This window comes from Sulfuricurvum sp. MLSB, from assembly GCF_000747095.1.
GTDB lineage: Bacteria > Campylobacterota > Campylobacteria > Campylobacterales > Sulfurimonadaceae > Sulfuricurvum.
The window spans coordinates 4,098-18,706 of sequence record NZ_JQGL01000064.1 but is presented as its reverse complement, the minus strand read 5'-3'; the positions used below and the strand labels follow the sequence as shown (position 1 = coordinate 18,706).

Sequence of the window (14,609 nt, the reverse complement as noted above, 5' to 3'; positions counted from 1 at the left end):
GCCAACATCAAATAGGGTTTCATGATCCCTTCGGCGTTCGATAGGATCAGATTGACTTCTTCTTTGGAAAAGTATTCAATCTTCTTCTGCGAATCGTCCCGCAGTTTGATGTTGACCGCTGGGTTGGTGCTTAATATACCATCATCAATGGCAAGCTCAAATACTTCCTGCAAAACCGTTTTATAAGCACCTTTGGATACCGCCTTGATCGGTAGGCTTGTGATGTAGCTTTTAACATCGAGCCGCGTGATCTTGTCGATCTCCAAATCTTTAAAACGGGCATTTACCTTATCCCAGATCGGTTTCTTGACGAAATAGGAACGGTTTGAATCTTTGAGGGTTAAAAATACCTTGAAATAATGCCCAAAGGTTTTGGGCTGTCTTCTATGTATTTCGCCTGTTGCTATCATGGTTAGAAGCTTTGGAATGATTGTCTTGTTGACGAAGGCACGATTGGACTTTGTATCTTCCAACCCTGTTGCCTTGCGTACCCGCCGACCTTCGACAAAGTAATCAACCCATAACTTGTTGCCACGCACGTATACGTTTGCCATTTTTCTATCCCTTCGGACAGAAATGCTATGCGGCGACATTGTAGCATCGATCATATTAGCAACCGATTTAGAACATTTTCAAAACGCTCATCGGCGTATTCTCCAGTCAGGAGAGGATGAATCTTGGCAACATCGAATCTGATGCAATTTCCAATGACGATAAAATGTTCATCTTTCTTAATATCAAGTTCTCTAAAGCGACGGCGCAAGGTGTCTGGATGGACATCATAATACCCTGCCAAATGGGTGAGGGACAAGTACCGCATTGTGCTACCTTTAAAACGCCTCTGGCAACAGTTTACGCCGTTGCATCTCATTTGTCAGGACAATGTAGCGATACGACAGATCCTCATACAAAGGCGAGTCCCTATCCAGTCCGTCCATCTCGATTGATAGTCTTGTATCCAGATTCCACAATCCCTCATCACTGTACGTCCTGAGTTCTTCCTCGAACGTAGGTTGCGATTGATCCTCGGTGTGTTGCTCATGTAGGTTTTTTATCCGTTGTCGCATATCGAATTCTGCTTTGGCCTTTTGAAGTACATCGAGGAAAAAGAGCAGGGTGGGATCGTTCTTGTGGACGAGCAATCGGGTGATGACCTTCTTAATCGACTTCTCCGCATCCTGCAACGAATAGCGGAAGCTGATCTTCTCGATCTTCTCCAGCGGGGTATCGATCTGCATAAAGTCCGTGATGTCGTAGTGGTACTTGATATGATCCCAGACGGGCAGGGTGCTAGCCCGCTTACGGTTTGAGCTTTGAAGCGTCTTTTCGCTTACACTGGAAGGATCAATCAGCCTGATCTGATCGCAGGCGTTTTTAAACAGAACTTTGGCGTGTTTGAGTGCATCATCTATCGTATCGATCCCGTACTGCTTCAGATACTCCCTGTGCATCTCAAATTCGACATTGAAGATTGGCTTTTCCAAGTCCATCCCATGAATCCCGAAATGGTTGTGCATAATCTCCCGTTTGATCGGTGTAGCAGTTGCAAGCTCTTTGTGCTTGTTGTAGACACGGAGCAAAAAGGGTTTCTTCCCGACATAGTATGTTTCAAGCTCATAGGCGTTGGAACGCTCACCTATGTTCGCGGAATGATTTTGTTTTTTGGACAAAATCATTTCTTTTCGCAGATAGCTGAAATCGTGTTGGATGAACATGTTCAGGTCGATCCGCGTGATCGGGAATACTCTCATCGTGTATTCTCCGAGAAACTTTGTGTTGACGTATTCGATCAACGATTTTAATCCCAGAGTATAGATACCGATTGCATTGAGCTGTATGCGTATGTTGTGGATATTCATTGCTTTTTCGGGGTCTTTGAATCCCGCTCTGAAAAAGTCATGGTTGAACCAATGAAAGCCATCACGTCCCATCCCGCTGTAAATGACATCGATTCCGTTAATGGTTACCGTAATGTCATTATCAGCATGCTGATAGTTTAGGCTTTTAAAATAGGCTTTCTTTTCTTCGATTTGATGAATAATCTCCTCATATAATCGATCATAGAAAGCACCGCTTTGTGCAAAATAATACAATGCGTCAATACCGCTTGCATAAGGCAATTTTTCGGCAATAGAAGATTGCATAATGTATTCCTTTCGACGCTAAAGCGTCAATTATTTATTTGTAAAAATGCAAAAGGGGAGAATGTAATTTGACTTATGTCAGGGGGTGTTACTAGAACCCCCTGAGCTAATGCGCATACCTAACGGCATTGAGCCTGCGGGCGGCATAGCCGCCGGAAAGGCTCATAGCCTACGTATGCGCTGAATCAAATACCATAGAAGATAGCTTTGCCGACAATGGCGACATCAACATCTACAAGCTCATTTTCTTGACCTTTGTAGAGGTGTACTTTTTCAGCAGGGATAGAGATGTCAATCAGCTCTTTACGTGAACCGCCGTTTTTAAGAGGGGTTTCCAAAAGCAATTGCAACTTGTTTTTACCTCGTACCACTTCACCTGTTTCCTTGTTGGTGAAATCGTTCGAAGTGTAGACATTGAGAAGGGTTCCAGTTAATTTGATCATAGTCAAATCCTTTTTTTAAATTTTGGATTCGACAAAGCGCTTTGCCATTTTCGAGTTATATAACGAGGAAAATTATATGAAATAGGGTGGTGTACAGGATAGGTTTTTTTTCCCTGAAAATTAGGAAAATTTAGTTAGTGAAGAACATTGAATTCAGGATTACCTTTTCAGAATTATACTTTTCAGGATCATTTTTAAGAGCAGAATAATACTGTTCAGGATTAAAGAGGCTTTGGAATTTCCCCTTATTATTTTTGCCCTCTAACGCTAATATAGGAGATGAATGGAAGTATGTCTTAACATAAAAATTTTTTGCTTTTTTATAATCGAAAGAAAATTTTTCTGTATCACTATACTGGGATAGAAGATTCTCAATACTACGTTTTAAGGCAGACTTGTTTATGGAATTTAGTCGATGCGGATTCACCCACAATGGATAATTATAAAGTTTAATTGCGATCGACTTTAAGATCATATCTGTTTTAATTCGATACCCCTCAAAAAAATTCAATATGGAGGCTAAATAAACTACGTCTTCATATGATTTAATTAACGGTTCTACTTCTGGAATAAATTGCTTTATTTGATTTCTTACCCCACTTTTTTCCTCTATCAAATGGTGAGGGTCAAATGGAATATCTTTATAGATTCCAGTTTCTTCATCATATTCTTTTGAGCCATGGCGTAATGTAGTTACCATAAAGTGTGCGAGAGACAGTTTCTCAATTGTCAGATCATCATCCGCTAAAAATGATTCAAAAATCGAGATTGCAATTTTTGTATGTTTGATTAATTTATGATCGTTTATGCACTCATACAGTTCCAATGAATGTTTTAAGCCATTGATATAAGGGGTAATGTTTTTACGCTGTTTTTCAAGGCGACGAATTTTCACCCAATGCTCTTTATCCGATGTCTCTTTTTCTTTGAAGAGTTCAATAGCAAAAAATCCGAGTGATAATATTTTTACAATTGAATCAAAATCATTACTTTTAAGATTAAATCGTACTTCGTATAAAAAGTGCCATATTTCTTTATGGTGCTGATACTTGTTCAAAAAATCAATAAATTCTTTATTTCGACTTTCTCCATCAGAAAAGCAACTAATATAAGTATTCAGATTATCAATGAATTCTTTTTGCATTACTTTTCTAATGATCGAATATATCGGCTTAAATGATTTGAAACCAATTGAACATCTTCGAGTGTCATGGCTTCTTTTTGGTTGTTCAGAAACGTTGGCAATCCTCTAGGATTTAATGCCCATATCCCACTATCATTGGTATTGGTCATCTTTACAAACCAACCGGGAAAAGCTATGACAGGCTGAATTGGAAATCTTCTTGCTGTTAATTCTTCGATTAACTCAGAGAGCCATTTGTTTTCAGCTTTGACTTGAATAATGATACGATCTCCGTAATTAGCACCGTTAAATAAAAGTTGTTTGCCGTCAAAGATGATTTCGGCTTTACCTTTGGCCGGTTTTGAATGGGTTTTTGTTTCGATTATATAGATTCCTTTTGTCGAAACTACTATGTGATCAATATTAAAACTATCACTTTTGATATCATGAAAAACTTTGATGCCATGGGTTGAACGAAAGCTTTCTAGATATTGTCCTACAGCTCTTTCACCATCGCGACCGAGTCGAAGATTTTTTAACTGTGATCGAGTATTGATTATTTTGTAAGTGCTAAATCCAACGACCAGAAGTGCAAGAGATGTAAATATGAATGGGGAAGGGGGTAATTGAAAATACCATCGATACCATTCGAGTATACATAAAACTATCATGAGCAAAGAAACACTGATGTAAGGTATGGCATCGTCTTCTATGAGGCGATTTATTTCCTCATCAAGCGACTGTCCTGCATGACGGAGGGGTTTGTCTTTGAGGGGGGATTTTTTAGTTTGCATTTGACATCGCCTTTTAATAATCATCTTCCATGAAATCGTTTTTTTTCTCTCTTTCAATATCACTTTTTAAGTAACTAATATTCTGTTCCATTTTTTGTTTATGTTGAAGTAAGTGAATATTATCCATATGTTTAATTAATGATTCGTAGAAATCAATTTCTTTTTGCAATGAAGGAATTCTACTGCCGCTCCAGCTACGTCCCATTGGTTCTAAAGACAATTTTTCAAACATTTCGAATGAATGATTTTTCTTTAAAAAATGAGCTATTAGATTTATCCTTCTTTGATCATCAAATTCACAAATGAGTTCAAAAATAAAAATCATTCGTTTCTTTTTAGCAAAATATTTATCAATGTAATTTCTTAGCAAATTATCCGCTTTTTTATCAATTTGATCTTGATTTTCACGGTTTAGAAAAAAAGCTTTTAATACTTCACCCTTGCCCCATATGCCTTTACTCGACGGAATAGCATATACAGCTTCTATTATTCGTGAAAAAATGCTCTCAAAATCATCTCTATTCAAAATAAGGGTAAAGTCTCTTTGAATGCTATACGAACTAATGTATCCATCTTTCTCAAATAATTTCGCAATAAACTGTTCAACAAATGTATTATCCAAATCTATTAATTTGTTCAAAGCATGCAAACTATAATCAAAATGACCATCTCTATTCATACAAAGCAAATATGCTTTGCACAACAATTCAATTTCGCCATCAAAATACTCATTCAAATGTTTAAATATATTGGTAACATGATTAAAAATTATCTCAAAACAAAACACAAATCTGATATCTTCATTCAAAGCACGTTGGATCAATATAGAAACAACTTGTGAAAAAATCTTTGGTAGGATTTGTACATAACTCGTCAAATAGTCTAAATGATATGGCAAAGCTTCTAATGGAAATAATTGATAGTTGTCTAGTAGTTGTTCAATATCATTGGCACTAATCTCTACTACTGGTAAGACAATAAAAAAATTAAAAATCCATTTTTCTTTCTCTTTGAATTCGTAATTATGCAAAATTTCTAATGCATTTTGCTTACCTACAATTTTGACCAAATTTAAAAGATTTAAGCTCAATAAAAAGGGGTTGCCAATTTCAAGATATTTTTTTAAAACATCAACATATAATTTTTGGTCTTTTTCTGCCAAAATATGAAAAAGCTCACTCAGATTGTTTTTAAATTTATACTCTTCTCTGAATCGATCCTTGCCAATATGGATACAAGTCTCAAGTAGTTGATTCCAGTCTTCAAAAGTATAACCATTAACAAAAGCAATAAGCCTATCGTGTTTAATTTTTTGACATGCATCCCAATGAAATTGTTCTTCATGAGAATGTTCTAAATAGATATCCCCACCATCCTGTAAAAGTATTTTTTCAATCTCATAAATCGGATGCTTAAATGTGACACGCAAATTTTTATCATATTCGATGGATCGCATATCAAATGAATTCAATAATTCTTGAACAATTTTGCAGTGAGTATATGAGGTAATATCAAAATGTTTTGTAATAAAATCCAAAATATTTTGCACATCCCATTTCTCAACATCTGAAATTGCATATCTATGCCCTAAACCCGATGGATACTTACTAATTAAATATTCAATGTCATCTTGACTTTTTTCATTGGCGTATAATGAAACTATTTTGTCAAAAATACTATTTCTAAGAACATGCAACTCTTCTGTTTCTACCAGTTTATAAAAGCTCATCACAATTAACTTGCCTTTTTGGCTATGGGATTCAAATTCAGTTTTTAACAACTTACTACATACTCTCAAAAATAGTTTGCTAACAAGTTCATTTTTACCATTGTCACATGCTTTCCAAACTGTGTCGACTAATAATTTTTCTGTTTCATAATTGTGCAAATAACTTTTGTGTTGAACTCCATAATGATCTGTAAGTACAGTAATAATTTGTGGTAATTTAGATGGTTGTTTTTGAAAATAGCCAATTATAAGTTCTATGGCAAATTTTCTATTGTTTGTAAAATCATGTCTAAACACAGCTAATTGACTGAGTATGTCATCTATATGATTTGTATTGATTCGTTGCCAAAAATTCAAAGAGCCTAGATCAATCATTTCAACAGTTAAACTGTTAATTTTATTCGAAAAATAAATGAGTATATTGGTTTGCGTTAAAAACCAAAATACATTCATCGTCGCATATAAGTCTTGTTCATTTCCCAGACATCGATCCCATAATGTATTTACTGGCTCACGCAATACTTCCACAATAAGCTGGGAATCAAATGTATTTAATAAAGGATTTAATATATCTACAAATCTTCCTTTATAAGTGGGAAAAAAGTGTTCTAAAAAAATATTTATTTTAATTTTTTTATCTACAAAGACTATCTTGTAAAATAGGTATGTAGATAAAATTTGATCAGAGACTTTGACAACATTGTTTTCATACAAATCGACAATTTCAAGACGGTGTAATTCTTCTACACTCTTCCACATATCGATAATTGAAATACCAAATGCCTTTTCTAATAGTTCAACTTGTTTTGTGTTTTCCTTATCAACAACTCTAAAAAATGCAATAATAACTATACTCAAAAGTAAATCTGATTGTTCAAAAGCTTCAATATCTTGTTTTACACTTGAAAAGTATTCATCATATAGTGTTGTTACATCATATATAGCCTCTAATCTATCATGCTTTTTAGCTACTGAAGCTGCCATTAGTGCTAAACGTGGATTGCCTTGCGATACTTCTGTAATTCTCTCAAGAAAAATAGGATTAGTAATACTGTACTCATTTTTTACAATGTTCTTAATAAACTCATCATCCAAGGGTTTTAATTCGATTTCAGAGTAACTTATTTCCTTAGGAACGATTTGAAAAATCTTCTCTTTGGCATAGTCCCTCACTGTAGCAACAATCTTTAGATCACCTTTTTTGATTTTCTCACCAAAATATTCTTGAAAATATTCTAATGCAACATGAACTCTATTAACATCATCAATGAGAACTATATAGCGTTCAGATTCAGCATCGAAATATACTTTCATATCGTCGAAAATATTTGCACCTCTATTTAAAATAGCTTTAAATATAAACCCTTTTTCACTCGCATAGGTTTTACAAGATTCAAGAGCTAATTTTGTTTTCCCTACCCCTGCCACTCCAGTTATTAATGTTATTACTGTCTCTTCCAAGCATTTATGAAATTTTTCAATTTCATTTTCTCTATGTTGTAGGGAGGTGCTCAATGACGTAGAATACTTATTTGTATCATACGTTTTTATAAAATCATCATAATCTAATATTTGACCTGTATCTATTGAAACATTTAAAAACTCTTTTGCGATACTTGCATAAGTATTGAACAGCTCGTTCGCAATAAATGAATTTCCAAGAAATTCACATTCAACATTTTTTTGTTTGCAATAATCGCTGAATTGCTTAGTATCTTGTGTATTGAGGTCGGAGTTGCAAGCTAGTATAATTTTATCAATCTGATTTGATGGAATACCAGTTTTTTTTTCGTCAAAGCATTTTTCTAAGTCTTTTAAAAATTTTTCGGTAATACCTGTTTTTTGTGTTGTGTATTCCATAAACAGATACTGACCATTTTGGAGTATGGCATAACTATCGGGCGTACCTTTTGATGGTTTGTTTTCTCCCAATTTTGTACCATTAGAATGAACTGAGCAAGAGAACTTTTTAGACAAATAAGCATCTAATAGTTTATGAAATTTTGTGGCATCAATTTCTTGTAGTTTTTTTTCAATTTGGTTTATTTTTGACATCTATACGAATACCACATTTTAAAAAGAAAGATTTCCATTATTTGACATAAAATATTGTTGAAAACTATCTTTCTCCCCATGTTGAAAAACGTTAACTATTTCACCAAGAAAACCACCATAGTCTATAGTATAGTTATTTTTCTCAATATCTTGTTCGCTAAACATAGTCCCACCATTTGAAAAAAATACTGTTGTATCGATTAATGGTTGAAAGTCTTTCTCGAAAATTCTGATGTGAAATGCAGCCTTTTTCCCATATCGCGATTGAAAAAAATTATTTAACTTTTGTACAAGATCATCCGAGGATAATGTATATGGTCTAAATGGCATTTTTTGTATATCTGTATTAATGTTATTGTTCATAAAGTTCATTATGCCATCAAAACGAAAGGACTGGGCCAACTGAACAACCTTCACTTCGCCAGGTTCAAATAATAATAATTTCCTATTCGCATTATGTGTTATTTTATCAGACAGTATGTATATACCAAGTGAACGACCTTTGGGTCTGACCAATTTTGTATTAACAACATTGATTCTTGCCGATGTGACTAGTAAGGGTTGTGATGAAATACTCTGCAGTTCCAGATATACTTCAGCATTTTCGTATAAAAAAGAGTCTTGCTGATTAAATTGAATTGATGGAATCAAAAAAATACGCCTTATTGCAATTTTTGAGCCTATTCTTTCTTGATAAGTATTGATTGTCTTGTTGAGGTATGTATTGCCATAATATTTCAATTCAACATTTTTAGCATTGACAACAGGTGATTTTTCCCCAGCAGTAGATTGAATGTCACCGGCGACTAACAATGTATTTAAAAGAAAAAAGATAAAGAAAAAGTTATTTCGACTGATAATAATTGACATTTGTACTACCGTTGATAATTGGAGACTGGTTTCCTAAAGTTTGTATAATAGTATGATTGTTATCTTCTTTAAAGTCCTTTTCAATCCGCTTTTCACCTTTTAACTTGATAGCTATGTCTTTGTACGATATATCAATATTTAGTTTAGAGAACATAAATGATAGAATCAATACGATAAAAAATAATACAATGACAATAAGTTTTATTTTCATCTGAGCTCATTTTTTTTTGATGGGGTATCTTATATTTATTAAGCTAAATTTTTCGAATTTTATTAAAAAATGTTTTCTAAGATATTAAATGATGTAGTATTGACACCAGACATTTTGTTTTTTTTCAAGATAGCCAATTTAAACATGTACTGCAAGATGCATAGCAATTCTGTCACAGAACCCTTTTAAAGCCCGTATTTTAGGGGGTAAAAAGCACGCGGCTTACGTTGTGCCTGCCTTCATCATTGAAATCCAACCAAATGATATATCAAGTCTGTTATGAAGAGTATTCAGTGCCGAAAACACTGGATTAGAGGGATGGCTTGGCTGCCTTTTTGTTATTTCTCACGATGAAATGCATAAAAGCCACGTACAGATACGCAAATAAATTCCACCACCACCATTGAAACAAGGTCGCCCATTCGACTTGGTAATAGCCTAGTATTTTGAAAATACAGAAGTAGATGATGACCCAGAACAGTGCGGCGTGCAGCATCATCCAGTAATTCAACCAGTGCAATTTCATATAACGTGCCTTTTAAAAAAGCAGCATTATATCAAAAAATAGGGAGCGTACTGACGTCTCCTACCGTATGAAATCGATGCACAGCACGAATGACTGATCCTCAATCTCTATTTTCCTCGCATAGGTACAACACAGGTTACCCGTCGCCAGTGAGACATAATTGCCTGTCAGATAATACTGGTTCATCGAGTCGAGAGTGCGGACATAATACTCTTTGCGTGAGTGGTCGCTTCCATGCTCCATAGGCTCGAAAAAAGAGCGCGTGTTCCCCAGTAGAAGGGTCGGGCCGACCTGCCGGGCCGAGGCGTTGATGAGATAGAGGGTTTCGATGTTGGATACGGCATCGGCGATCGGTCTGAGGGTGTGTTCCCATCCGTAGATGTCACTCAAAGAGGCGATGCTCTCCTGGAATGTCAGGCACAGCGATTCGCCCTGATGGCGGAGTGCCTCATTGTACGCATGGGTATCAGCGTGCAGACGGTCGCAGTAGGATTTGAGCAGATCGATTTGTCCTCGGAAGTTGTCGCATACAGGGTTGGCGCTCGGTCGGGAGAACCAAAACCCCTGAATCAGTGTAGCCCCGGCGTGCTTGGCAAAGCCCGCTTCTTCAAGTTCCTCGACCCCTTCTGCGAGAGCGATCGCGCCGATATTGGTACTCATGCGGCAGATGGCGTGGACGATTTCCTGATGGATATGGTTCGATCCGATATTGCTCATGAGGGAGCGGTCGATTTTGATGATATTGGGGCGCACGACTCCAAGGCGATCAAAGCTCGAGCTGCCGATTCCGAAATCGTCCAGTGCGATGTTGAAGCCGAGATTGCGGTAATGGGTGCAGAAATCTTCGAGTTTTTCGGTGTCGTGGATTTCGTCTTCTTTGATTTCAAGGACGATGTTGCTGAAAGGGATGCCGTGACGACTTAAAAGCCCGTCGAAGAGATAAGACCCCGGTTCGAAGGAATCGATGAGTTTTGATTCGAAATTTACAAACAGCAAAAGGCGTTTGTTCTCTTGCCAGAGAGGGAAAAACGATTCGATGGCGAGGTGACGGGCAAGGCGGTCGAGCTCGACGTTGAGGCCTTCCTCGGCAGCTTCGTCGAAAAGAAGCCCAGGAGGGATCAGCGTACCGTCCGAAGAGATTCCCCGTATCAAGGCTTCCACGCCGAAGAAGGTGCGTCCCCTAACGGAAATGATGGGTTGGAAATGGATGATGAGACGTCTGTTTTCCAGTATTTCCTTGATCCTGCTCATTCCGGTCCTCCCTGATGCGATATATTAGGAATGCGATAATACTGTTTTATTCTTACCCGGTGTGCAGGACGATGATTAAAAAATAGGCAGGTGTGTTCGTACTTCCGTGCATTCAGGGCTTTGGCGTCAAGAGCTCCGTAGCGTCTTGGCCGAGGATTTTGGTATAATGGGATACTTACATAATGCGCCTAGGAGTTTACATGGAGTGCGAGTTTCCGACCGTCAATGCAACGAATGACGAGATCAAAGCAATTTTCAACGACGTGAAGACCATCGCCGTCATGGGTCTTTCTCCCGATTCGACCAAAGACAGTTACCGCGTCGCCGAATATCTCAAAAACGCAGGTTACACGATCATCCCTGTCTATCCCAAAGAAGAGACGATTTTAGGGGAAAAGGTCTACCGTTCGCTTGCCGAGATTCCGTGTGCGGTCGATATGGTCAATATTTTCCGTAAACCCGATGCGCTGAATCCTATTGCCGATGCGTGCATCGAACGCGGTGACGTCAAAGTATTCTGGGCGCAAAAAGGGATCGTCAACAACGAGGCGGCTGAAAAAGCGAAAGCGGCGGGAATGCGCGTCGTACAGAACCACTGCACGATGATCGAACATCGCCTGATCCACGCATAAAGGGAACCATTGATCGATTTAACCACTATTTATCAAGCCAATGAACGTATCCAAGGGGTAGTCGTCGAAACGCCCTTTGCCTATGCACCCAGACTCAGCGAAGAGTGCGGATGTGAAATTTATCTCAAAAAAGAGAACCTCCAAGTGACCGGAGCGTTTAAAATCCGGGGAGCCTACAACAAAATAGCGACGTTGAGCGAATCCGAACGTGCGCAGGGGGTCATCGCGGCGAGTGCGGGGAACCACGCTCAGGGTGTTGCGATGGCGGCTCAGATTTTCGGGATCAAGGCGTTGATCGTCATGCCCGAATCGACCCCTCTGACCAAGATTAACGGCGTGCGCTACTACGGTGCCGAGGTCATTTTGGCCGGAAGCAACTACGACGAAGCGTATGCGTATGCGTCCGCGTACGGCCAAGAGCACGACATGGTGTTCGTCCATCCGTTTGCCGATGAGGCCGTTATGGCCGGGCAGGGGACGATTGCGCTGGAGATGCTCGAAACGTGTCCCGATTTGGACGCCGTAGTGATCCCCGTCGGCGGCGGGGGATTGATCTCGGGAATGGCGTCGGCGATCAAAGCCCTCTCTCCGCAGACGAAAGTGATCGGCGTCAGTGCGCAGGGCGCTCCGGCGATGAAAGAGTCTTTTGATGCGAAACAGCCGATCGACAGTACGTCGGTACGGACGATTGCCGACGGTATCGCCGTACGCGACACCTCCGAAATCACGCTGGGACACATTTTGGAGACGGTCGATCAGATCGTCACCGTTGATGATGAAGAGATTGCGAATGCGATCCTGTTTCTGTTAGAGCGCCAAAAACTGGTTGTCGAAGGAGCGGGTGCCGCAGGTGTCGCCGCGATGCTGCACGGCAAGCTCGACGAACTCAAAAACAAAAAAGTCGGGATTGTCCTCAGCGGCGGGAATATGGACGTCACGCTGCTTTCCGTCATCATCGAAAAAGGACTTATCAAATCGGGCCGAAAGATGAAAGTGACGGTGACGCTGGTGGACAAACCGGGTGCATTGATGCAGTTGACCGAAATGCTGCAATCGCTGAATGCCAATATCGTCCACATCGCCTATGACCGTACCTCTACGACATTGGCGTACGGCGATGCCAACGTTACTATCCATCTGGAAACCAAAGGCAAAGAGCACCAAGATCATATCCGCACCATGCTCAAAGAACACCGCTATCTCAGCAGCGAAGAGCATTAAGAGGGCGGGGAGATGGAATTATTAAAATTATTTAATATCAAGCAACCCATCCTCCTGCTTAAAACCCTCTCCAACGGAGATTTGGGGATGATCGATGCCGGCAACAGCCTTCGCATCGCATCGTCCGATACCTATAAGCTTGTCAGCGGATTCAAAACCAACATTCAACACGAACGTTTTTTCGGTTCGCACGTTGACATATCGTTCAATGCGGCATATTCATGCTCGGTCATTCCTGGGACTAATCAGGCGGCGTTGTTCAGCATCCCCGGAAAAGCGCTCGTTCACAAACTCGGCCGGCACAAAGGGGAGATCGAAAGCGTCGCCATCGATCCCAACAACCGCTACTGCGTCACCTGCGGGCAAGACGGGAAAGCGTCTGTGTGGGTCATAAAAACGGGACGGCTCGCGTTCGTGATGCCTCCGCACGTCGATTACATTACGACCGTATCGTTTAACGAAAAAGGGCAGTGGATTGCGACGGGCAGCTTTGATCGAACGATCCATGTGCTCAATCTCGGAATCATGAAACAGCCGATCCTGCTGCGGGGACACGGCAGCGTCATCATTAAAATCATCTTTCTCCCCGAAGGGAAGCTTTTGTCGGTCGATAAAGAAGGGGGACTGATCCTCTGGGACTTTCACAGCGGCCAGATCATCAAACGCCTGAGCAAGATGAACGATGAAGTGTGTTCGATGTGCGTGAGCAGCGATTACCGTTTTGCCTTCGTCGGAACCAAACTCGGCTATGTCGGACTGTACGATCTGCAGAACATGGAGCCGGTCACGCAGCGTTATATCAAAGAGAGCGAGCCGGTATCCGCATTGGCATTCATGAGAGATCCATACCGTTTGGCGGTCGGAACGGCCGGAGGAAATGTCCGCATCTACTCGCTGTTCGGAAACGAAGAGGAGTATTTGGCGCAGCTGCGCGAGCGCCAGTACAAAACCTTCTACAACGAACTGAACAACAATCCGATTCTGCAGTATTCCAAAGCATACGAGGCCGCGGAACGGGTATGGGACGACGTCGTCAACAAAGCGCGGGAACTTCTGGACAAAAACGAGCGCGCAAAAGCCAAAGAATTGCTCGATCTCTTCGCGGGGATTTCCCAAAAAAATGCGTTTGTTCTCCAGCTGCTGCGCGATTACGAAAAGTACGCCCAGTTTAAAACGAACGTGCAGGAAGAGCGGTTTGCTCTGGCGTATTCGTTGGCGAACCAGTGCCCGGCGTTTAAAGATACCGAGCTGTACCGGAATATGGAAGCGCGGTGGCAAAAAGCGTTCGCCAAAGCGCAGGAACTGATCATGGGAGCCAACGGCGAAGAACAGGCCAGAGCCGCACTGTCCCAGTTTCGCGGCATCTCATCGAAAACGGTGCTGATTCAGCAGCTTTTTGAAAAGCGGCGCATGTATGAATATTTCAAGCGGGTGATAATGCAGCGCGACTATGTCAAATTTTTCGATTTGGTGAAGCGCCATCCGTTTCTCAAAGAGTTCGTCGAATACACGGCGGTTTTGGAATATGCCGATAAGCTCTACATTCAAACGAGCAGAGCGTATGCCGCCGGAGATTACGCAGCGGCGCAAAACGGGTGCGATATATTGGT

At 40.2% G+C, this 14,609-nt stretch carries 13 protein-coding genes; 3 read left to right on the top strand and 10 right to left on the bottom strand.

Annotated features, from left to right (window positions below; genetic code table 11):
* The 10 genes from JU82_RS05710 to JU82_RS05660 all read right to left on the bottom strand — a co-directional run.
* Positions 1–554 (bottom strand): DUF3596 domain-containing protein (locus JU82_RS05710; RefSeq protein WP_037947808.1); only part of this gene is annotated, 554 nt, incomplete at its 3' end.
* Between the two features lie 50 nt (positions 555–604).
* Complete coding sequence (locus tag JU82_RS05705; RefSeq protein WP_037947805.1) at positions 605–820, bottom strand: hypothetical protein; 216 nt, start codon at positions 818–820, stop codon at positions 605–607.
* A gap of 10 nt (positions 821–830) precedes the next feature.
* Complete coding sequence (locus JU82_RS05700; protein WP_294892289.1) at positions 831–2,144, bottom strand: hypothetical protein; 1,314 nt, start codon at positions 2,142–2,144, stop codon at positions 831–833.
* 185 nt (positions 2,145–2,329) lie between these two features.
* Positions 2,330–2,587, bottom strand: coding sequence for a hypothetical protein (locus JU82_RS05695; protein ID WP_037947802.1), 258 nt, complete (start codon positions 2,585–2,587; stop codon positions 2,330–2,332).
* 130 nt (positions 2,588–2,717) lie between these two features.
* Complete coding sequence (locus JU82_RS05690; protein ID WP_037947799.1) at positions 2,718–3,731, bottom strand: hypothetical protein; 1,014 nt, start codon at positions 3,729–3,731, stop codon at positions 2,718–2,720.
* Complete coding sequence (locus JU82_RS05685) at positions 3,731–4,504, bottom strand: nuclease-related domain-containing protein (protein ID WP_037947796.1); 774 nt, start codon at positions 4,502–4,504, stop codon at positions 3,731–3,733. The genes JU82_RS05690 and JU82_RS05685 overlap by 1 nt, the downstream gene beginning before the upstream one ends.
* 13 nt (positions 4,505–4,517) lie before the next feature.
* Positions 4,518–8,288, bottom strand: coding sequence for an ATP-binding protein (locus JU82_RS05680; protein WP_037947793.1), 3,771 nt, complete (start codon positions 8,286–8,288; stop codon positions 4,518–4,520).
* An 18-nt stretch (positions 8,289–8,306) separates the two neighbouring features.
* Positions 8,307–9,158, bottom strand: coding sequence for a hypothetical protein (locus tag JU82_RS05675; protein ID WP_037947790.1), 852 nt, complete (start codon positions 9,156–9,158; stop codon positions 8,307–8,309).
* A gap of 521 nt (positions 9,159–9,679) precedes the next feature.
* Complete coding sequence (locus JU82_RS05665; protein ID WP_037947785.1) at positions 9,680–9,895, bottom strand: hypothetical protein; 216 nt, start codon at positions 9,893–9,895, stop codon at positions 9,680–9,682.
* A 60-nt stretch (positions 9,896–9,955) separates the two neighbouring features.
* Entirely contained in the window at positions 9,956–11,146 is a 1,191-nt protein-coding gene (locus JU82_RS05660) for an EAL domain-containing protein (RefSeq protein ID WP_037947782.1), read from the bottom strand.
* 200 nt (positions 11,147–11,346) lie between these two features.
* Between JU82_RS05660 and JU82_RS05655 the strand changes: the two genes are divergently transcribed.
* The 3 genes from JU82_RS05655 to JU82_RS05645 all read left to right on the top strand — a co-directional run.
* Positions 11,347–11,778 carry a CoA-binding protein gene (locus tag JU82_RS05655; RefSeq protein WP_037947779.1) on the top strand — a complete coding sequence of 144 codons (432 nt, stop codon included), beginning with the start codon at positions 11,347–11,349 and terminating at the stop codon, positions 11,776–11,778.
* A gap of 9 nt (positions 11,779–11,787) precedes the next feature.
* Positions 11,788–12,999 (top strand): threonine ammonia-lyase, encoded by a 1,212-nt coding sequence (gene ilvA, locus JU82_RS05650; RefSeq protein ID WP_037947776.1) that lies wholly within the window; start codon positions 11,788–11,790, stop codon positions 12,997–12,999.
* A 12-nt stretch (positions 13,000–13,011) separates the two neighbouring features.
* A partial coding sequence (locus JU82_RS05645; RefSeq protein WP_294892284.1) for a hypothetical protein occupies positions 13,012–14,609 on the top strand: 1,598 nt, incomplete at its 3' end.